The 20,752-nt window shown below is 34.6% G+C and carries 23 protein-coding genes, 1 pseudogene and 1 riboswitch; of the genes and pseudogenes, 13 read left to right on the top strand and 11 right to left on the bottom strand.

The features are described from left to right. Nucleotides 1-45 precede the first annotated feature (45 nt). From BPMYX0001_RS12635 to BPMYX0001_RS12620, 4 genes are all read left to right on the top strand, one after another. Nucleotides 46-1,023 (top strand): ornithine cyclodeaminase family protein, encoded by a 978-nt coding sequence (locus BPMYX0001_RS12635; protein WP_006095204.1) that lies wholly within the window; start codon nucleotides 46-48, stop codon nucleotides 1,021-1,023. A gap of 75 nt (nucleotides 1,024-1,098) precedes the next feature. Further along, nucleotides 1,099-1,788, top strand: coding sequence for an HAD family hydrolase (locus BPMYX0001_RS12630; RefSeq protein ID WP_006095203.1), 690 nt, complete (start codon nucleotides 1,099-1,101; stop codon nucleotides 1,786-1,788). A gap of 340 nt (nucleotides 1,789-2,128) precedes the next feature. Further along, complete coding sequence (locus BPMYX0001_RS12625) at nucleotides 2,129-2,611, top strand: DUF2975 domain-containing protein (protein ID WP_003198256.1); 483 nt, start codon at nucleotides 2,129-2,131, stop codon at nucleotides 2,609-2,611. Nucleotides 2,612-2,621: 10 nt separating this feature from the next. Then, nucleotides 2,622-2,840 (top strand): helix-turn-helix domain-containing protein, encoded by a 219-nt coding sequence (locus BPMYX0001_RS12620; protein ID WP_004434885.1) that lies wholly within the window; start codon nucleotides 2,622-2,624, stop codon nucleotides 2,838-2,840. Nucleotides 2,841-3,135: 295 nt separating this feature from the next. Here BPMYX0001_RS12620 and BPMYX0001_RS12615 read toward each other — a convergent pair whose 3' ends face one another. From BPMYX0001_RS12615 to BPMYX0001_RS34540, 4 genes are all read right to left on the bottom strand, one after another. After that, the gene (locus BPMYX0001_RS12615; RefSeq protein ID WP_029426850.1) at nucleotides 3,136-3,384 is read right to left on the bottom strand and encodes a hypothetical protein; all 249 of its coding nucleotides are present in this window, start codon (nucleotides 3,382-3,384) and stop codon (nucleotides 3,136-3,138) included. A gap of 101 nt (nucleotides 3,385-3,485) precedes the next feature. Continuing rightward, on the bottom strand, nucleotides 3,486-3,719 hold the full coding sequence (locus BPMYX0001_RS12610; protein ID WP_206777239.1) for a 3-ketosteroid-delta-1-dehydrogenase: 234 nt from the start codon (nucleotides 3,717-3,719) through the stop codon (nucleotides 3,486-3,488). A gap of 555 nt (nucleotides 3,720-4,274) precedes the next feature. Continuing rightward, complete coding sequence (locus BPMYX0001_RS12605) at nucleotides 4,275-5,705, bottom strand: Ig-like domain-containing protein (RefSeq protein WP_006095200.1); 1,431 nt, start codon at nucleotides 5,703-5,705, stop codon at nucleotides 4,275-4,277. A 316-nt stretch (nucleotides 5,706-6,021) separates the two neighbouring features. Then, entirely contained in the window at nucleotides 6,022-6,153 is a 132-nt protein-coding gene (locus BPMYX0001_RS34540) for a hypothetical protein (protein WP_255261188.1), read from the bottom strand. Between the two features lie 126 nt (nucleotides 6,154-6,279). On the opposite strand from BPMYX0001_RS34540, the gene BPMYX0001_RS12600 reads away from it, so the two are divergent. Next, nucleotides 6,280-6,501, top strand: a complete 222-nt coding sequence (locus BPMYX0001_RS12600; RefSeq protein ID WP_003198239.1) for a hypothetical protein — start codon at nucleotides 6,280-6,282, stop codon at nucleotides 6,499-6,501. A gap of 103 nt (nucleotides 6,502-6,604) precedes the next feature. On the opposite strand, the gene BPMYX0001_RS12595 is transcribed toward BPMYX0001_RS12600, so the two are convergent. Then, nucleotides 6,605-7,516: a DMT family transporter gene (locus tag BPMYX0001_RS12595; protein ID WP_033797787.1), complete on the bottom strand. Its 912-nt coding sequence runs from the start codon at nucleotides 7,514-7,516 to the stop codon at nucleotides 6,605-6,607. Nucleotides 7,517-7,643: 127 nt separating this feature from the next. Here BPMYX0001_RS12595 and pdxR point away from each other — a divergent pair, with 127 nt between their 5' ends. Next, nucleotides 7,644-9,086 (top strand): MocR-like pyridoxine biosynthesis transcription factor PdxR, encoded by a 1,443-nt coding sequence (gene pdxR / locus BPMYX0001_RS12590; RefSeq protein ID WP_006095197.1) that lies wholly within the window; start codon nucleotides 7,644-7,646, stop codon nucleotides 9,084-9,086. A gap of 396 nt (nucleotides 9,087-9,482) precedes the next feature. On the opposite strand, the gene BPMYX0001_RS12585 is transcribed toward pdxR, so the two are convergent. From BPMYX0001_RS12585 to BPMYX0001_RS12570, 4 genes are all read right to left on the bottom strand, one after another. Then, entirely contained in the window at nucleotides 9,483-10,364 is an 882-nt protein-coding gene (locus BPMYX0001_RS12585; RefSeq protein WP_006095196.1) for a DMT family transporter, read from the bottom strand. Nucleotides 10,365-10,686: 322 nt separating this feature from the next. Beyond that, complete coding sequence (locus tag BPMYX0001_RS12580; RefSeq protein ID WP_003198232.1) at nucleotides 10,687-11,424, bottom strand: metallophosphoesterase family protein; 738 nt, start codon at nucleotides 11,422-11,424, stop codon at nucleotides 10,687-10,689. Nucleotides 11,425-11,438: 14 nt separating this feature from the next. Then, nucleotides 11,439-12,380: an aminoglycoside phosphotransferase family protein gene (locus BPMYX0001_RS12575; RefSeq protein ID WP_006095195.1), complete on the bottom strand. Its 942-nt coding sequence runs from the start codon at nucleotides 12,378-12,380 to the stop codon at nucleotides 11,439-11,441. 14 nt (nucleotides 12,381-12,394) lie between these two features. Beyond that, nucleotides 12,395-13,198: a VOC family protein gene (locus BPMYX0001_RS12570; protein ID WP_006095194.1), complete on the bottom strand. Its 804-nt coding sequence runs from the start codon at nucleotides 13,196-13,198 to the stop codon at nucleotides 12,395-12,397. Between the two features lie 210 nt (nucleotides 13,199-13,408). On the opposite strand from BPMYX0001_RS12570, the gene BPMYX0001_RS12565 reads away from it, so the two are divergent. From BPMYX0001_RS12565 to BPMYX0001_RS12550, 4 genes are all read left to right on the top strand, one after another. Next, nucleotides 13,409-14,308, top strand: coding sequence for a sulfite exporter TauE/SafE family protein (locus tag BPMYX0001_RS12565; RefSeq protein ID WP_018767511.1), 900 nt, complete (start codon nucleotides 13,409-13,411; stop codon nucleotides 14,306-14,308). Nucleotides 14,309-14,666: 358 nt separating this feature from the next. Next, a riboswitch (Lysine riboswitch) is annotated at nucleotides 14,667-14,859 on the top strand. 112 nt (nucleotides 14,860-14,971) lie between these two features. After that, the gene (locus BPMYX0001_RS12560) at nucleotides 14,972-16,435 is read left to right on the top strand and encodes an amino acid permease (RefSeq protein ID WP_018767512.1); all 1,464 of its coding nucleotides are present in this window, start codon (nucleotides 14,972-14,974) and stop codon (nucleotides 16,433-16,435) included. Nucleotides 16,436-16,575: 140 nt separating this feature from the next. After that, nucleotides 16,576-16,971 carry a GNAT family N-acetyltransferase gene (locus tag BPMYX0001_RS29440; protein ID WP_006095193.1) on the top strand — a complete coding sequence of 132 codons (396 nt, stop codon included), beginning with the start codon at nucleotides 16,576-16,578 and terminating at the stop codon, nucleotides 16,969-16,971. A gap of 211 nt (nucleotides 16,972-17,182) precedes the next feature. Next, entirely contained in the window at nucleotides 17,183-17,488 is a 306-nt protein-coding gene (locus BPMYX0001_RS12550; RefSeq protein WP_006095192.1) for an iron-sulfur cluster biosynthesis family protein, read from the top strand. Between the two features lie 148 nt (nucleotides 17,489-17,636). On the opposite strand, the gene ycaC is transcribed toward BPMYX0001_RS12550, so the two are convergent. Continuing rightward, on the bottom strand, nucleotides 17,637-18,272 hold the full coding sequence (ycaC, locus tag BPMYX0001_RS12545; RefSeq protein ID WP_018767514.1) for an isochorismate family cysteine hydrolase YcaC: 636 nt from the start codon (nucleotides 18,270-18,272) through the stop codon (nucleotides 17,637-17,639). A gap of 599 nt (nucleotides 18,273-18,871) precedes the next feature. On the opposite strand from ycaC, the gene pssA reads away from it, so the two are divergent. The 3 genes and pseudogenes from pssA (at nucleotide 18,872) to BPMYX0001_RS12535 (ending at nucleotide 19,879) form a co-directional block, all read left to right on the top strand. Further along, entirely contained in the window at nucleotides 18,872-19,363 is a 492-nt protein-coding gene (gene pssA / locus BPMYX0001_RS12540) for a CDP-diacylglycerol--serine O-phosphatidyltransferase (protein WP_033798950.1), read from the top strand. A gap of 26 nt (nucleotides 19,364-19,389) precedes the next feature. Further along, a pseudogene (locus tag BPMYX0001_RS34925) lies at nucleotides 19,390-19,504 on the top strand (Tn3 family transposase); the annotation flags it as partial. A 174-nt stretch (nucleotides 19,505-19,678) separates the two neighbouring features. Then, nucleotides 19,679-19,879 (top strand): DUF1657 domain-containing protein, encoded by a 201-nt coding sequence (locus BPMYX0001_RS12535; RefSeq protein WP_006095189.1) that lies wholly within the window; start codon nucleotides 19,679-19,681, stop codon nucleotides 19,877-19,879. A gap of 523 nt (nucleotides 19,880-20,402) precedes the next feature. Here the strand turns inward: BPMYX0001_RS12535 and BPMYX0001_RS12530 are convergent. Then, nucleotides 20,403-20,752 (bottom strand): serine hydrolase (locus tag BPMYX0001_RS12530; RefSeq protein ID WP_006095188.1); only part of this gene is annotated, 350 nt, incomplete at its 5' end.

Here is a 20,752-nt window from a genome sequence, read left to right as displayed (position 1 = left end):
GGGATTTTCAACTCCCCCTTTTCTATTAAAAGGAGGATAATTGAAATGATTCATATTACAGAAGAAATGGTACAAGAAACTTATAAAATGAAAGATTGCTTGCAAGACGTCGAAAAGGCATTCCAGTACTATATGAACAATGAGATTACAACACCTGTAAGGCTAAATATACAACACTCTCAAGAAGAGGCAAACTCCCTTTATATGCCCTCTTATGTAGCTCCAATTGAATTTGCATCTACGAAAATCGTTAGTATCTTCCCTCAAAATACGCAAAAAGGGAAAAAAGCACTACAAAGCTTAATCGTTTTAACAGAAACAAATACTGGAGATCATGTCGCGACAATTGAAGCTTCCTATTTAACAACACTTCGCACAGGAGCAATGAGTGGTATTGCGACAAATCATTTCGCTCGTCAAGATGCTAGCATCTGCGTTGTCATCGGATGCGGCGCTCAAGCACTCGGGCAAATACAAGCTGTTATGGAAGTTCGTTCTCTAACTCGTATTCTCCTTGTAAACCGTACAATGCAAAAAGCATTTGAATTTAAAAATCAGTTACTCTCCTTATATCCAAATTGGAAAGGATCCATTGAAATTATGGAATCAGCTGACGAAGCTGTTGCAATGGCTGATATTGTCATTTGTAGTACCACCTCCACTACTCCTGTGTTTGATGGAAAATACATTAAACCTGGTACTCATATTAATGGAATCGGTTCTTACCAACCTCATATGCAAGAACTCGATTTCACTACATTACAGCGCAGCGATAAAATTATTGTAGATACATTAGAAGGTGTACAGCATGAAGCTGGTGATTTCTTGATTGCAAGCGAAAAAAATGAATGGGATTTTTCAAATGTACATAGTGAGCTCGGGGATATTATTTTAGGACATAAACAAGGACGTTCAAACTCTGATGAAATTACTCTATTTAAATCAGTTGGGGTAGCTTTTTTAGATACAGTGGTGGCTAGTTCGATCTATCAAAAATATATGGGAAAATCATCCTTAAAGTGATTCGTCACCATAACACTAGGGATTATTTATATAATGTGAGAAAGGCTGTGAAGTTGTTTGAGGGGTTATAAAGCAATGCTATTTGATTTAGATGATACCTTACTTGATAGGGATAAGGCAGTAGATAACTTGTTTTCAATTATTTTAGAGAAGTGCTATGGGGATGTTAAACAACATTCAGTAAAAAACGAAATGTTGCAGAAATTCAAAGAATATGATAAAAGAAGCTATGGCTACAGTGACAAAGTAAAAGTTTTGGAATCATTTTTTGATGAATTCCCACCAAAATATAGATTGCCACGGAATTACATTCAAGATTTTTGGAATAATAATTTTCCTCATTGTTTTTCTATAAACCAAAATACTATAAATATCATAAATACTATAAAGATGCATGTTAAAGTTGCAATTATAACAAATGGCTCAACTCAGAGACAAAAGGCTAAAATAATTAACACCAATTTAAATAGTTGTTTTGATATAATAATTATTTCTGAAGAAGTGGGATTTAGTAAACCTGACAAACGTATATTTGAATTAGCATTAAATAAGCTTAATGTGCAACCGGAAGCAGCATTATTCGTTGGAGATGACATAGAAAAAGATATTGGTGGCTGTCAAAATGCGAATATAAAGGGCATATGGTTCAATCCTTATATGATCAAGAATGACACCGAAATAAAACCATATGCCGAGATCAATTCTTTTGATAGATTATTAAGTTATTTTACATATTGGGGTCTCGCCACATCACCATCAAGCTAAGAAAAGCAAATACCCCAAAACACAAATTTCATCTCACTTTTTTGTTTTATAAGTTATTAATTTCTTTTAACACATGAAAATTTTTTATTTCAAGGTTCTGTTATCTTTCGTTGTTGATTTACTTTATTAAACTATTTGGAAGTTTTGTTGAACAAGTTGTAAATTTAACATTTTAAAGTAAGAGCATTTCTTTGTAATGAGAAATGCTTTTTATTTTTGTCAAAATTAAAAGGATATTTCAATAACAATAATAATATAATAAAAAACAATATGAATTTATTGTAAAACGATAAATCACATGATAAAATCATGTTGTCATTAAATAAGCGAGGTGCATTTTATGAAACAAGTTACGACACTCTTTTTAAAGCTAGCTGTTATTTTTATAGGAATCCCAGTTCTTGCATTGTGCATATTTTTGGTGCCTAAGTTCGGGAATTTTGCTGGAGAATTGTATCCAGATATTGCTTATATGAAATCTCTCGTTTTAATCGATATGTACGCGGCAGCCATACCTTTTTACTTTGCTCTGTATCAAGCTTTTAAACTTTTAAGCTATATTGATAAGAACCAAGCGTTCTCGGAATTATCGGTAAAGGCTTTAAAGAATATAAAATACTGTGCCATCACGATCAGTACCTTGTACTTGCTAGGTATGCCACTCTACTATCTCATAGCGGAAAGAGTTGACCCTCCAAGTATCATACCAATCGGATTGGTCATTATTTTCGCCTCTATGGTGATCGCCGTTTTTGCTGCTGTTCTCCAAAGACTTTTACAAGAAGCTATTAATATAAAATCAGAAAATGATTTAACGGTCTGAGGTGGAGAATATGGCAATTATTATTAATATTGATGTGATGTTAGCAAAACGAAAAATGAGCGTAACGGAGCTTTCGGAGAGGGTTGGGATTACGATGGCGAATCTTTCCATTCTGAAAAATGGGAAAGCAAAAGCGGTTCGTTTTTCAACATTAGAAGCGATATGTAAGACTTTGGATTGTCAACCAGGTGATATTTTGGAGTACAAAAGCGATGAAGACACTCAATAAAAACAGACAACAACTTTCTTCAACCAATGGGATTAGATAGTGAAATTAAGATGAAGGGATAGCGATTAAGCTATCCCTTCTCTGCGTTTATTATTGTTATTTAATTAGAGAATTCCATTGAGAAAAGGTTGATAGAACAAGCCAAAAGAGAAAAAAAGAAAGGGATTACCTATAAGGAACGTAGTAAACGGTTAAGTGGAATCAACGTGTATATTACGAACCTTTTTAGCAGCTTCTAACTTTCCTATCTTAATCCTCACACTCAGACATGATAAAGACTTCAATTCTAATTAATTCAATCTTTTAACACGTCTGTATTAAGATTTTCTCTAGAACACTCTTTCAACTGTTCAATAGCTATCTTTCGCGCATGTTCTTCACAATCTATCAAAGACAGCCCTTGAGACATAAAACTCCAAAACTCATATCCACAATCCTCCATCCACCGATAGACTTCCGTTGTATATAAGTCATCTTTTCGTTTTATTATTTGAACTTTATATTTTTTACTTGGAGAAAAAAACTCTGCTATTACCTGCTCCATAACTAAATTCACCCCTTTCAAATATTCATGTACAAGCAGTATAATTTCTATTTCAAAAAACACAAAAAGAACCATTTTGGTTCTTTTTATTTTTTAGAATCCTATTTTATACCTTTATATTCACTTATGTCCGCATCATGGAACGCCTCTCGCCATACATCAAATGTTTTACAGAGTTCCCTAGTACCCTTCTTATGTAGATGAACATACTTATACCCATATTCATCTCCTTTTTTATGACGAACTTGGTTATTTTTTTTTATTATAATTCTACCAGATCGGGTAACATCGTATTGTTCTTCATATCCTGTAACACTTCTTCTCTCTTCCACCATATCTTTCACCTCTAATAAATTGAGATTTTTTTAACTAGTTACATTTTTAAATCTGATTTATGAGTATTTATATTTTCATATTAACATAGACATCTATTCACTTATTAAAAATCTATCCTATCTTCAACTTATAAGCCAATTCATAAAATCTGCTTCTTATCTGTACAACAGGAAATACGAACAAAGGTGCTTTAGTTGAATAAAGCTTAAATATAGTATATAAAAACGTTTGGATAATCCCAAGCGTTTTTATATGCTAAATATACTATTATTTAATATGCAAATTGTGTTGCAAAATCATGCGCTATTTATACTGTGATTAGGCTTTTTCTCCATGTTATCTGAACTACTTACACCCAAACAGGTGGTGTTTTAAATATCGTTTATGAACATTTTACTTTAACAGAGCCAATACAAGTAGGACCGATCTATTTCGATCCTACTTGTAAATACTTTACATATTTCACTTACTTACTTACTTACTTACTTACTTACTTACTTACTTACTTACTTACTTACTTACTTACTTACTTACTTACTTACTTACTTACTTACTTACTTACTTACTTCTATTACCTTGGATGGGCTATAATTCCCCGCACTATCTCTTACTACTACGCTTACTCTCGTTCCCATTTTTTGTACTGGTATCTTAATTGAAAACTGTCCTTTTGAGTTTGCCTTTCCTTTACCAATAAGAGTTGAAGCCACTTTTACATTCACATCTGTATTAGGCTCAGTTGTTCCTGTTATCACTGTATCCTTACTGGTCAGTTTATTTACATTTGGGATAGTTGGAGGTGTTTTATCTAGTACGCTTATTGTTGTAAATGGGCTGCTATTGCCTGCACTATCCTTTACTATTACACTTATTCTTGTCCCTGCTTTTTGTAAAGGTATCACAATTGAGAATACTCCTTGTGAATTCGCTTTTCCTTTACCAATAAATGTCGTTCCAGATTTTACAGAGATACTAGAATTAGGTTCAGCTGTTCCTGTCACTACCTTATCTTTATCTGTGACCGCATTCACCTTTGGAGGTAAAGGTACACCTTTTTTCATAATGTACGCAGAAGAAATATAACCTACTAGTTTTTGATCTGCCGTTTTGACTGGATACCATACAAACTGATTATTACTGTTTAAAGATTCATCATATGCAAAGTTCCCCTGAATAATCAAGTTCGTATTTTTACTTAACGGCTTCCCACTTGATACGGAAGTGGGTTTGGATCTTAAGTTCACTCCATCTCTTGTTACAAGTACTTGGTCGCCTGTTTTAAGATGGTATGTAGAGGGATGTAAACCTGTTAGTGTGTACTCTTTCTTTTTAAATACAATATTTTTGCTAGTGTTAGGGTCATATTCGAAATCAGCTGTACGGAAAGGGAACTGTGCCAATTTCGTATCATTTAAAAAACTGTATTGTTCAAGAATAGCAAATACTTTTTCTTGATAAGCGTTTGAATTTTTCTGGCCATTAGCCTTATATAAAGGGCTATTTGCAGGTTTTGTTCCATTATAAGCCATAACAGGGAAGTACCAGTTTTCAATTCCTTCTGGTCCAGCAGACTTTATCTTAGGAAGATCCGTTCGCTGATACATACCACGAAGAACTTCAACACCCGCTTGAATATTATACTCAATATCGTATTTTAACTTTTGTTGATCGTACTTGGACTGATTTGTAATTTGCATAATCCCAATCCCACCGTCTTGCGCTATGATTGGCCGGCCGTTTCCATCAAATTGTTTCCAGCCACTTTCTTGTGCAGCCACAGCTTTTACAACTTCAGGAGGAACATTTGCTTTTAATGCTGCGTTCGTTAGTAAGCAATTCATGTGCTGACGAGAGGGATTTTGATTCGGCTTAATTTGACCGTACGGCCCACACGTAGATGCTGCAGAAGCGGGAACCTCTTCATAAGACCAACATAAAAGCATAAAACTAGTCAGTACCCCCGCTTTTAGTAAGTTTAATTTCATTCTGCCATTCTCCAATCTATGTAATAATCAATATTTATATAGTATATTTTACCATGATATATTATTAATTTTCTATAATATAATAATTAGTTTATTAAACTAACAAAATAAAACCAAATCTACAGAGGAACTAACTTTTTCATCTCATAAAACCCTATAATACATCTTTAACTGCAATATCTGTCCTTTCTATTTTACGTTTCAATTCCGATTTCCCTAGACAATTATCAGCGAAATAGAGCACGCATATCCAAAATAATACGTATACCACCGCCCACTCCGTAATAAGTAGACATTTCCATATCGTTAAAGATTATCACCTTCTTTTTACTCGTACTTCATCAGATAAAAGCAACTCTACAAACCACATACGTCCCTCTACCGATTCTACTTTTTGATTTGTATAATAAAATGCTGTAACCTTTTTTGCGTCTTCAGCTTCCTTCATTTCCACGCCCCGTACATTTAAAAATATAAACTAGCAAAATAATTAGTATTACTGGGTTATTAATCCAAACATTCTATTTGATTGATTAATATATTAATAGTAAATCGAGAAAAGGAGGTTTTTTATATGACTAAGCATACAAAATGTGCCTGCGAACAATTAGAAAGATTACAGTTAGGTACAGAAGTAGATGTTTTTCTTACAGGAACAACACTAGAGGATCTTATTTTTACTAACTTTAATCCAGATAATTTTTGCGCAACCTTTGTGGATAACACAACAGAACCTGGCTCTGTAATTGTTTTGGACTGTCGTGATATTCAAGCACTTAGAATTGAAGCTAATTAGAATAAACATAGGGCTTTGAAAAAAGCCCTATGTTACAATTCCATACGTATATTTCTATATAAATTATAAAACAATGGGCAGTGAAACAAACGCTATTTTTACATTAACTTACTTTTTTCAAATTGAAAGCGGGCTTTTTTACCGCTCCTTTTTTCACAACGTACAAACCAATAAATATAACAAGTCCGCCAAGCAATTGCATCGTATTTATTCTTTCTCCAATTGTTACTGCGGCAAAAATGACAGCAAACAACGGGACAAGATACATATAGACCATTACTTTTGTAGAGCCAATTTTGCTAATACCAACATACCACATCGCAAGTCCAAAGACTGTTGCAAAGAGGATTGAATAACCTAATGAACCCCAGCTTAACGTATCTGTCGGCCATGTTAGTGTATTTACGTTGAATAAACAATATACGACAAGTGGCACAATGCCAATTAATGTAGACCAAGATGTTACTCGCATTGCCGAATATTTTGTAATAAGTGGCTGTGCAAGAATTGGATACCAACCCCAAGCAATCGCAGCAACTAATCCAATTAGATTTCCAAGCCAAGCATACTCATATGTAGATTGATTCGTATGCCCTGTTAATAAAACAAGTGCTGCGCCGCTAAAGGATAATAAAGAACCGATTTGAATCTTCATCGAAAAACGTTCTTGTTTGTGTAACACTGCTAAAATCCCTGTAAAAATAGGTGACATCGCAATTAATAGTGACGCATTTGTTGCTGATGTATATTTTACAGATAACATAAATAATGTTTGATACAATGTTGTTCCAACTATCCCAACCACTAATAATCTTAACCAATCTTTTCTCTCAATTCGTAGCGATCGTTCCATAAAAAATGTAATCAATAATAATACCGGAGATGCAACTAAAAATCGTAAACTATTAAATTGAATGGATGACATATACGCCACTCCATATTTTCCAATTGTATAATTCGCTCCCCATACTAAAGCAACTGATATTAGGAGCCATTCCATTTGCCATCGTTTCATCCGAATCTCCCCTTCCACTACCTTAGCATAGTAAAATTGGCTGGATACCACACCGTCCAATTGGCTGTTTTTTTACCCAGCCAATTTGTTATAATGAAACTAGATAAAGAATAAGGGGACGTTATACATGGAATGGAAGTTAGATAATGACAGCAAGATTCCGATTTATCAACAAGTTGTTGATTTTATTGAAAGACGTATTATGTACGGAGAGCTTCCTCCTGGTAGTTTTCTCCCTTCGGAACGAAAATTAGCAATCCAACTGAATGTAAACAGAAGTACTGTTACAACTGCTTATAATGAACTGCGTGCTATGGGAATTGTGGACAGCACAACTGGAAGAGGTACACGTGTAAGTACACATATGTGGGGCGTTTCTCCAACATTAACACCGAACTGGAGAGGATTCGTAGAAGGTGGTACTTTTTTACCAAATTTACCACTACTTCGACATATTCGGGAACAAGTCCAGCAAAATGAAAATATAATTGATTTCGCAAATGGAGAACTTGGTTGTAACCTGTTTCCCCATGAACAGTTACAAAACATTTTACGTGAGCAACCTTTAACGCAATCACTTAGCTACGATCATCCACTAGGCTATCTACCATTAAGACAAGCGGCAGCGAAATATATGAGAGATTATCTAAAAATTGAAGCAACAGAGCAATCGATTATGATTACTTCTGGGGCACAACAAGCGCTTCATCTTATCGTTCAATGCTTATTAAACCCAGGTGATGCAGTCGCTTTTGAAAGCCCCTCACATTGCTATTCATTACCCCTCTTCCAATCAGCGGGGATTCGTATTTTCCCGTTACCTGTTGATGAACATGGAGTGAATCCTGAAGATGTGCATGAACTATATCGAAAGCACCGAATTAAAATGATTTTTTTAAATCCAAATTTCCAAAACCCAACAGGTACGATGCTTCATCCAAATCGAAGAAAAAAACTTTTATCGTTATGCGCAGACCTACGTATTCCAATCGTTGAGGATGATCCATCTAGTTTATTAACATTAGCAAATAAACAGCCTTGCCCTACTTTAAAATCCATTGATGAAAATGGAACCGTCATCTATGTGCATTCACTATCCAAAATGATTGCACCTGGCCTTCGCATCGGTTGGCTTGTTGCTCCACAGTCAGTAGTAGAACGGTTATCAGATGCACGGCATCAAATGGAATTAGGACTGAGTATATTTCCTCAATGGCTCATGCAGCAATTTTTTGAAACTGTTCCATTTGATACGCATATAACGCAATTACGCAATCAGTTAGCACAAAAAAGAGATGTCATTGTCGATGCCCTAAATTATTATCTTCAAGATAAGATTTCTTTTTCAAATCCTAATGGCGGGATTTACATATGGGGAAAATTAAAGGAGCCTATTAACGAAAAACAGCTTATAATGCAAAGTTTAAAACAGCAAGTAGCCTTTATGCCTGGCAGTATTTTTGGAGCAAAAGATGGCTATATTCGGTTATCGTATGGGAAAGTACATATCAATCAAATAGAGGACGGAATTTCTCGTTTACATACCGCCATTGAATTTTGTCAAAAATAAAAAAACATTTTTCATGGAGCATTAACGCTCCATGAAAAATGCTTTAGACTACGGAAACAAGTATGAAACTATAACAAATAACTGTGGACTGAAAAGGTGCTTTCTAGACGTGAAAACACCTTTTTGTTACTATAATCAAATGTGATTTACTTAAAGTTTTTATTTTTAGAAATTCATAAGCGCATTTTTTTCAAAAATAGTCCACCTCAGTTAGATATTTACAAAACATTAAGAAATTTTATCGTTGATTTTTATTACTATAAAAATTATACCATATTTGCTACAAACACTAACTATTAGCATAAAACTACTTATCAAAAGTAAATCTGATTTATATGAGCTAAAATGATATAAATGAATATTCTCAACTTGAACGTATTATAAAAAACATCTATCCTATATTTTTTTATAATTTGTTTTTAATAAACTCTTAAAATCTAGTTCAGCGATTACTACACTTAATAATATAAGAGTTGCACCTAAATAACCTTTAGCTGTGAGAGTTTCACCTGTGAAAACGAAAGCAAAACCCGCTGAAAAAACAGGTTCTAATGAAAAAATAAGACCTGTATGTGTAGGACTCGTATATTGCTGTGCAATGATTTGAACAATGAAAGCCATTGCTGTACAAAATACGCTTAATACTAAGATTGAAAACCATGATTCAACAGTACTAGGAAGTTTAGGATTTTCCATAAACATTGAGAAAATACTACTAAATAGACCGACAAAACCAAGTTGTAAAACTCCAAGGCTAATTGAATTAACCTGCTTCGTTATTGTTCCAGTAATAATGATATGGACTGCATAAAATAGCGCACATAAAATACATAATATATCGCCATAACCTATTTTTAATTGGCTATTTAACGTTAATAACCCTATCCCTACTATTGTTAAAACAACTCCCAATATAACTTTTTTTTCAGGTCTTTGTTTTAAAAAAATAGATGATAATACTGGAATAAATATCACTGTAAGACTCATTAAAAAACCAGCATTAGAAACCGATGTATACTTTGTACCAAAAGTCGCAAAAATATAAACTATAAACAAGATAACAGCTAATATAAAAGCATATTTAATAGTTCTAAAATCAATTTTGATTAAATGCTTATAAAACACTATACCTGACAAAAGAAAAGCAATAATAAAACGTAATGAGATTAAATTATATTCTTGCATGTAATTGAGGCCAACTTTTGTAAGTAAGATGGATGCCCCCCAAAAAAATGTAACCAATAGTAACATTAAATCCGCCTTTAATTGTATTTTCATCTCTATTCCCTCGTTAGTTTTTAACTTTTAGCATATTTCATCATTTATTAAGGTTACTATACACCTTTTGAATACAGACATGAGCTGCCAACCTAAGGATTTTTAACCATGCCTATTTGGAGAAAAATCATTGTATCTAATGATTTCGCTATTTCTAATTCTCTCTATTTAGAAGTTATAATTACTTTCCCAATCATTTATCTAACTTTTTATTTTAAATATTCGAAATAATCATTTTAGAATATTCCCTCCCCTATAGTTAATATTTTTAAGTATTTATACAGAACTGTATGTTGATTTATCGAATATATTTTGTCTAATTCTACTTTAATCCCCGATACTTAGCTGTCGTCAATTCTTGTATGTACGCATCAATCTCAGGCATTTCTTCTTCTCTAGCCAATCGGATCGCAAGCTCTATATCATAAGGAACTCTTACAAGTTGAATTGAGAAACTTGCTGCCTCTTTTTGGCCATATACGCCTTCAAAAATCAAATAAGAGGCTTGCGTAATCTCAAGTGGGTTACCCACACTTCCTGCATTACACAAAGTTTTCCCACGAAAATTTTGCACATAAGCTTGATGAATATCTCCGTAGCAAACGACATCCGGTTTCCTTTCACCTTCAATGTTTTCTGTAAGATTACTATTTTCAAATAAACTAACACGTTGTTCCATTGGAGCTCCGGGCTGAACTCTTTCATATAGGCTTCTAGGTGATGCATGGAACATTCTAATTAGTTTCCCACTCATTATAAATTCAATTGAAAATGGTAATTCCCTTAAATAATTCCGCTGCTGTTCTGATAATTGTTTTTGATGCCATTGTAATGTTTCGAAATCACTAGGCTTTGTAATAAAATCATCCCAATTTCCCATTACAACATGCTCACATTCTTTCCGAATAATCTCAATTGCTTCACTAGAATGTGGTCCTTTCCCTACTAGATCACCTAAGCACACAATACGTTCTATCCCTTTTAGTTTGATGTCTTTAAGAACTGCTTCTAAAGCAGGAATATTACCATGAATATCTGAAATAACCGCTATTTTATCCAAATCAACACCCCCAACTATTCTATATTTATTATATCTTTATTAAAAGATTTATACCAATTTGGAATATAAGAAGTAAAATCATTCTGATCGTCTACAATCCGCTTCAACCTCCCCTTCATTCCATCTAATAAATTTGGTGTTACTTTATGTGCCCAAACAATATCTGCTGGAAAAATCATCGCTGCATACAGTGAATATAGTTTCCAAAAATGAAGTGACGGCTCCCCATCACAATACCCATGGACTTGTCCAACAGCAAATGGTTCACTTATATCAATTGTAAACAAGGCCGTTTTATAAAAATCATGAATGGGATCCCCAAAATCAAACCTCGCAAAATCGATTACTGAACGAAATTCATTATGATGAATCATAATATTTGCTGGGTGAAAATCATCATGCAGAAACACAGTAGGACGATTTCGCAATAAATTCTTATGATTTTCTACAAAGGTTAACACCGATTGCAAGTCAATAAAATCCACCTCGTATTCCACTAATAATTGCAAATATCTCTCGTATTTATTCCATCGAGCTGTTTCCCAAGATTCTTCTACATTCTTTTTCTTCACTGTATGAATTGTCTTTAAGACTTCTCCTGCCCTTTTTCCAGCCAAATATTGCTCTTTCTCAGTCAACTTTCCAAGTATATCTTCACCATCTTCTCCGTTAACCCATTCAAATACTTGTACACATTGATTTAATCTAACAAGCCTTATAAAATGAACTGGTTTTGGTATTGGTATACCTAATGATTCAAAATGACGCGTATATTCATATTCTTCGCGCTTACGTTCACTAGTTGACATATCACACACTTTAATAAAATAGCGTTCATCATTTTCTAATTCAATTTTATATTTTTTATCAAATGAAAAACCTTTTGGAATCAAAGTACATTTTACTATACGAGGACAATCCAATTGTTGTTCTAACTCCCTTAGCACCTCTTCCACATAGACCACTCCAATTAATATATGTATACATTCCCTAAAATTTGTTGTTTTTTCTTCTGTGTATTTGCTCCTTGAAGTTCAGCAGCAAAAGGAAGTTCTCCATATTTTAACAAACATTCTTGCACGAACCCTTCACCAATAGGTTCACAAAACTGCACATTTACATTTTCAAGCAATACACTTTGACAAAGCGCATTCCATTCTTGATGAATTTCAGGTAAAGTCACTTGTACTTCGAGTATCTCTTTCCATCTTTCTACTGTTGCACGTGCATTTTTCACAGCATAATATATTGTCTGAATTTCTTTTACCTCGTTGCTATGCGGGACAATGACGCCCACTTCTTGTAAATCGAATCTCCTACTCTCATCAGATTCTTCCCACTGTATAAAGAAAGGTAATTTCGGTCCACTATCTTCCTGTTCCACAAATAACATTTTCCATTCGATAAGATGACCGTCATTTCTCATTCGTTTTCCTTCAAACGGCCCTTTAACTTGTAACCCTTTTTCCATGAACCTTACCGCAAGTTCTTCAATATGATCTGTACGAAGAGCAATTTGCAGCATTCCTTCTCTATCTCGTAATTTCTCTACAGTTTCCTGAACAAGTGGATTATCCGCTTGTTTCGCTGTATCTTCATGTTGCACTGCTAAAAATTCAATATAAGATAAGTCAAAATAACATAAACTATTCCATGTCCCCCAGTTTGTATGTTCTCCGCCCTGTACCGTATGAAATCCAAGCTCCTCCATTCGCTTTTCTGCTTCCTTTGGTGTGCACCTAACGGTATGAACGAGATGATCAAATGCTAACATAATTTTCCCCTCCCTTTATTTACATCCTTTTATTATATAACTGTTCTGTTATTTCAATCAATTTAAAAAACTTTTAAAACCCAGTTGCTTTATGAGATTAATATGCATTATAATAATAAAAAATTAACGTTAAGCTGATTGGAAAAACCAAAGGCTCTTTTCTCACTCGAGAAAAGAGCCTTTTTGTTTATTATTACAGGGGGATTTTATATGCAAAAATTAATTGTCTTTGCTATTATTGGTTTTTTTGCTCAACTGATTGATGGGGCACTTGGAATGGCTTACGGAGTAACGTCTTCCTCATTATTATTAATGTTTGGCATTGCACCTGCTGTCGCTTCCGCATCCGTTCATTTAGCTGAAGTTGTTACCACTGCAGCTTCTGGCGTATCTCATATTCGATTTGGAAACGTTGATAAATACACTGTTTCCAGACTAACATTACCAGGTGCAATTGGTGCTTTTGTTGGTGCTTGTTTTTTAAGCAATTTACCGGGTGATTTAATTAAACCGTACATTTCTATCTTTTTATTTACTTTAGGTGTCTATATTTTATTACGATTTATTATTCAAAAACAAATTGTCCAATCAAATAAACGTATGTCTGGTAAGCAACTTATACCACTCGGATTGTTTGCGGGATTTGTTGATTCAACTGGTGGAGGTGGCTGGGGACCTATCACTACACCCGTACTTCTCGCACGTGGAAATGAAGCAAGAAAAGTCATTGGTTCCGTTGATACGAGTGAGTTTCCTGTCTCATTAGCTGCAACTATTGGATTTTTCATTTCATTAGGCTGGGAACAAGTAAGCTGGTTTTGGGTATTTGCTCTTATGCTCGGCGGCATTATCGCCGCTCCAATCGCTGCATGGTTAGTACGAATTGTACCTTCACATTTACTTGGGGTACTCGTTGGTGGACTGATTATTTTTACAAATATCCGGACACTGCTTACATCATTTAAAGTGGATCCAACAATTATTAACCTTTCCTATATTGCAGCGGGTCTTGTCGTTATCATTGCACTTTTCATTTCGGTTAGAAATCACTCCCAGCTTACAAAACAAAACGTTGGATATACGACTGGACAAAAACGAGTTTTGCCTTAAAACAGAAATAATTATAAAGTGGTGTGAAATACTACGGTAAGCAAATGATAAGTTTGCTTACCTTTTTTAATCTCTTTAGCACTCTTTATTTTGCTTATAATCAATGTCGAATTTATTTTTCTGAATTTTCTTTTAATTTTAGAGGATTTTCCATATCTTTTTGCGAAACATTTGTATAACAATTTTTTCTTCATTTTTTTACATATCACGTAGGTTCGGGTGGAATTTTGAAACGTTTCCTATACAATAACCGATTTTTTTTGATATTTTCCTACAAAAATCCCTTGCAATATTTTCAGAAACTAATTACAATTGCCATATATTAAAAATCACAGCAATAAATAAATCCTCATCAATCCGATGAGGTAGAGGTTGCGGCTTTTATTAGTAGAACGGATTAGACACAGAGAATGTCAATGACTCCGTTTGAAAGGAAATGCTGCCGAAGTTTGTATTTCTTCTCTGGAAGTACGAGCTGGGGCTGTCTCCAAACAGGAACAGAACTGTCACGTTTACAAAGTACCGTGTAAACGTGGGGTGCTATCTTAACGGAAGGGTATGATGGGGTGGTTATTTGTGAAACGTTCCGCCAAATTCCTTTGGCGGTTTTTTGTATTTTTCTCCCCGTTCCTTCCTAATCTTACAAGAAAAGGAGTGTTGAACATGAATAGCGCAACGAATCAAGCTACCTCTACAAAACAATCTACACAAGGACAAGGTGAATTAAGACGCGGGTTAAAATCTCGTCACCTTACGATGATTTCTCTCGGCGGTACAATCGGTACCGGACTATTTCTTGCAAGTGGTGGTGTCATTCACACAGCAGGGCCTGGCGGAGCTCTCATCGCATATGCGGCAATCGGAATTATGGTTTACTTCTTAATGACAAGTTTAGCTGAATTAGCAGCTTACATGCCTGTCACTGGATCTTTTAGCACATACGCGACAAAATTTGTCGATCCATCACTTGGATTTGCACTCGGCTGGAATTATTGGTATAACTGGGCAATTACCATTGCCGCTGAACTTGCAGCCGTAACATTAATTATGAAGTTTTGGTTCCCAAATACACCTTCCCTTATTTGGAGTGGCCTTTGTTTAGTCATTATGTTTCTTTTAAATTACTTATCTGTTAAAGGGTTTGGTGAAGCGGAATATTGGTTCGCACTTATTAAAGTAGCTACTGTTATTATCTTTTTAATCGTTGGATTTATGATGATTTTTGGTATTATGGGTGGCGAACCTGTTGGATTTAAAAACTTTACTGTTGCAGATGCACCATTTAACGGTGGTATTATGGCAATTATCGGTGTATTTATGGCTGCTGGTTTTTCATTCCAAGGAACTGAATTATTAGGTGTAGCTGCTGGTGAAACTGCCGATCCAGAGCGTAGCATTCCAAAAGCAATTCGCTCAATCTTTTGGCGTATTCTATTATTCTACATCTTTGCAATACTTGTTATCGGTTTATTAATTCCGTATACAACTGAAAGTCTTGCAGCTAGCGATGTAACAGTAAGTCCATTTACACTTGTATTTGAAAAAGCAGGAGTTGCATTTGCCGCTTCTGTTATGAACGCAGTTATTTTAACTGCAGTTTTATCTGCTGGTAACTCAGGTATGTACGCATCAGCTCGTATGCTTTGGGATTTAGCAAGACAAGGAAAAGCACCGAAATTTTTAGGTAAATTAAATAGCCGCGGCGTACCTGTTAACGCGTTAATCGCAACTTCAGTAGTTGGCTGTGCCGCTTTCCTAGCTTCCTTATTCGGCGACGGTGTTGTATATATTTGGTTATTAAATGCATCTGGAATGTCTGGATTTATTGCATGGGTCGGAATTGCTATTAGTCATTATCGTTTCCGAAAAGCATATATTGCACAAGGAAAAGATTTAAATGATTTACCGTATAAAGCAAAATGGTTCCCATTTGGTCCAATCTTCGCATTTGCACTTTGTGTCATTGTCATTTTAGGACAAAATTACGGAGCATTTATAGGCGAGTCTATCGATTGGAATGGTGTACTTGTTTCCTATATCGGCTTACCTCTCTTCCTTGCGATGTGGTTAGGATATAAATTTACAAAGAAAACAAAAGTAATTCCTCTTGATAAATGTGAACTTTAAGTGATAAAAGGCCAGCAAACATCAATCATGTTTGCTGGCCTTTTTTATTGGAATGAATCCTTCACATTCAAAGGATATGTTTTCTTTATGTCGAATGGTTTACTGCATAGAGGAATTATTAAAAAAAGGGTGGGATTAAAATGAACGTCGCGTTAGAAATTGTCTCCACTGAACAACTTAAAATATTAAAGAATTTTTATGCTCTATATTTACATGATTTATCCGAATTCTCCCCTACCCTTCATCCAAATGAAAATGGATTTTTTGAATTTGATGCTTTTGAACTTATTTGTAACCGAGATGAGCTTTCTCCTTATTTCATTACATATGAAGAAAAATATGTCGGGTTTCTTCTATTCGCGAAACCACCATTCACAGCACCTGAAACAGACTGCTGCATTAACGATCTTTTCATATTAAAAGCGTACCGCGGAAAAAGGATAGCAGATCAAGCAATTTTAGAACTTTTAAAACAGCACAAAGGAACCTATTATGTAATGCAATTAAAAAACAATAAAACAGCGGTGAACTTTTAGAAAAAGTTCTACCAAAAGAATGTGATAAAGTATCAAGAAGTTGAGAAAATAAGTGATGATGAGTTATGCTTAACACAAACATTTACGGTTCCATCCTTACTTTTCAAATCGTAATCCCTATACGTTTATCATTCATTGAAACCCTTTACTTCCCTATTTCTAATGTTTTTGCAATAATAGAATAAGAACTATAAACAAAGGTTGGGATTCCATGAACATTCGCGTAACTGATGGGGCAAAAGCCGTATTACATAAATTAAACGCAAATAACAAAAACATCATACGTATTAGAGGTACAATGACAAATTCTTGTAGTATATTTGTTGATGTTGATTTAATTTTCGATGAGTATAATCCAAATGAAATCGCTTATGAAGATGAGCAACTTATTATTCAAACGGATGATTTTACAAAAGACTATATAGGAAATACATTAAAGCTTGATTATAAAATGACAGGTTTTAGTATTACGACTCCTAGCGAAACACTTGTATATGGATTATCAATTAAAAAATGAAGAATGCCCTTGTTTCTTGACTGAAGCAAGGGCATTCTTTATTTTTATCAAGCCTAATAGGGGTCACCATACATCACCATCAAGTTAAGAAATTGGTTGCTCCCCAAAACGAAAAAAATGAAACAGTACAACTATTAATTAAGTCATTTTACTTGCTAAGCTCTCTTTGAGCTCTCATATAGCTTTCCATGATATTTTGATAACTAGGCAGATGTTTAGCAAGTAAAGCTCCAAAACCTTCAACGTCATTTCGCCAGTCACGATGTAATTCTGCTGCAACGCTAAACCAGTTCATTAATTGGACTCCTCCATGAGCCATACGCATAAGGGCAGCATCTGCAACTTGTTTACTAAAAGTCCCTGATGCATCAGTTACAACGAATACCTCATATCCTGCGTTTACAGCAGATAGTGCTGGGAACGCAACACAAACATCAGTAACAACCCCTGCGATAATTAGTTGCTTTTTACCTGTTGCTTCGATGGCTTTAACAAATTCTTCATTGTCCCATGCATTAATTTGTCCAGGCCGAGCTATTTTTGGCGCACCAGGAAAGAGCTCAACCAATTCATGCATTAGTGGGCCGTTCGGTCCGCTTTCAAAGCTTGTTGTTAAAATAACTGGTAAATCAAAAAACTTAGCGGTATTAGCAAGAGCCAAAACATTGTTCTTAAATTCATCAACACCATAATCACGCACTAGGCTGGAAATAAGACCAGTTTGATGATCCACTAGAAGAACAGCGGCATCATTTTTGGAAAGACGAGAATAGAGATCAGACATTTTTATAGTCCTCCTTAAACTAATGTAATAGAAGAAAGTTCATATATCGGTAAATTCTTCTTAAATCTCATTCGCTTGTTACAATCATTTTCCTTTTATTGTTAAGTAATTGATTTATTTCTCAATAAAATGACCATCGATCGTTTAGATAATGAGTTATATCCCTTGGAAAAGGTACCTTGCAGCAGGAGCTACCTTTTCTTTGTTTACACTAAAATAATTTCATGCATCATAATTACAATATAATCAAAATTACTTTTAATAAGGGGATTACTGCATTCTATATTCATAAACTGAGAACCTTACATCAAATTACACTTTTCAAGTTTTCACCTCTCTCCTCTTTCCCCTTTTCTATTTTAGAGCCTGTTTTGATCAATCTTTTTTCAAAAACAGGCTTTTTATATTAGGTAAATCAACAGTAATAGACTTACCCATGATCAAACATTTTTATAAACCAACATAACGTACAGGAAATCGGCCTTTCTCTTGTCGAAATTTACTTAGCGTACAGTGGTCATATATTTTTAAGAATAACGGAAGAATATATAGAAAATGCTACATAAATGTGAAGTTTGATCAACTTAGGGGGGACAACCTTGTTCAATCAGATAGTAAAAGCTGTACCCAATTTATTTACGATCGGAAATTTATTGTGCGGTGTTTTTTCAATTACCATGAATATGAGTGACTATTTGGAAGCAGCCTCCATTTTCATTTTCTTTTCAGCTGTTTTAGATCTTCTTGATGGAAGGATTGCGAGAAAATTAAAAGTGAACAGTGAGTTTGGTGTAGAGTTGGATTCCTTAGCTGATATTGTTAGTTTCGGAGTTGCTCCTGCACTTTTATTTCATTCGATAGCAACACCATCTATTTTAACTTCTTTGGCATTTATCCTTTTCCCAACGATGGGTGCTTTAAGATTAGCAAAATTTAGTGTTAAACCAACCATTGGATATTTTAAGGGATTACCTATTCCAGCTGCAGGATTACCATTGGCTGGTATGGGATTGTTTTCATATAGCAATGCATGGATTACATTAATCCTCGCTCTCTTAATGGTAAGTCCAATTAGGTTTAAAAAACTTTAATTGGGGTCCCGCCCATCGCCATCAAGACTTTATGGAATATCGTTTATTTGAGTAAGACTATAGAAGTATTAAAGAGTAAGTATGATTTCAATGAGGAATTACTAGAACATATTTCACCACTTGGGATGGGAGCATATAAACGGTTCTGTTGCAAAGTTACCCAAAACATAGAGAATCTAGGGTTGCATCGTTAAATGGTTATGCAACCATTAATAATTCCTGTAATTCGTTATACACCGAAAATTGGAAATCGTACTATGATAACAAAATAGGCATTCTATATTTTGAAGTACATTTACAAGGAGGAAATACTACATGACAGTAAGCACTAAACTTAAACAAACTATCGCTGGATTAAAGAGTGCTCAAGCATGCCTAGAAGGATTTGTTCTTGATACTGATAACCAGGAAGCAAAACAATTATATAAAGGTGCAGCACAACAAACTCAAGAAATTATTGAATCTTTAAATCCTCGTCTTCAGCAAATTGAACAAGAAGAGCCTCAGTACAAGTAATAACATAATACCTTTCACATAGAATATCGTCCAAATGGAAGAGCGCTCAGCTTAGATAACGATTATCAAAATGATGATTACAATTAAAGGGTTTCACCACATCACTATCAAGATAAGAAAAGCAAGTGTCCCAAAACAAAAAAATGTACATTTTTTCGTTTTGGGTGTGTTATAAAATTCTTAAGTTGATGGATGTGTGGCGGTACCCCATGTCAATCAAGCTAAAGCGAAATTGTATCCATAATACGAAAAACACCTCCATTAAAATCATAACTGATACTTACGATTTAGAGAGGTGTTTTTTATTGTTTCTTTCTCAGGGGGCACTCCAATAGGAACGGATGACGTATTTTTTCATTTTAGGGAAGATTTTGTTTTATTAGCTTAATAGCATTGAAGTGCCACCGTAATTCCAAAAACCCAAAAAATTATTTTTTAGAGTAAGTTGGGGGTTTTTGAACCAGAAAGGTATATTTTCAACTATAAAAACTATGAAAAAATTCATCCTGTTTTCCTTTTTTGCCTACTTGCTAAATTCAGCAAGTAAAATATTTTTAAAAGGGTCAGGACTGTTAGCTTTACCCATGCTGTTTAAATTGACGGCCAACGTATGCTTGCCTCCAATTGTACCTCCAGCAAAAGTAAGAAACCCTGGAATGCTACCTCCGTGTCCCCATATCGAGACACCGTTTGGAAGCTTAGTTTCAAAGATTCCAAGACCACATTCTCCTAATTCAGCTATTTCTGTAGGAACTGTAGTAAGCATTTGTTTTAGTTGCTGTTCCTTCAGTAATTTGCCACTGAGTAAGTAAGAGAAGAATTTGTTTAAGTCGTCAGCAGTAGAAATCATCTCTCCAGCCGAGCTACCCATAC

Origin of the sequence: Bacillus pseudomycoides DSM 12442 (genome assembly GCF_000161455.1) — a bacterium.
In the GTDB taxonomy this organism is placed as follows: Bacteria; Bacillota; Bacilli; order Bacillales; family Bacillaceae_G; genus Bacillus_A; species Bacillus_A pseudomycoides.
The sequence above is the reverse complement of the archived record's forward strand: the minus strand, read 5'-3'. Positions and strand labels throughout refer to the sequence as shown.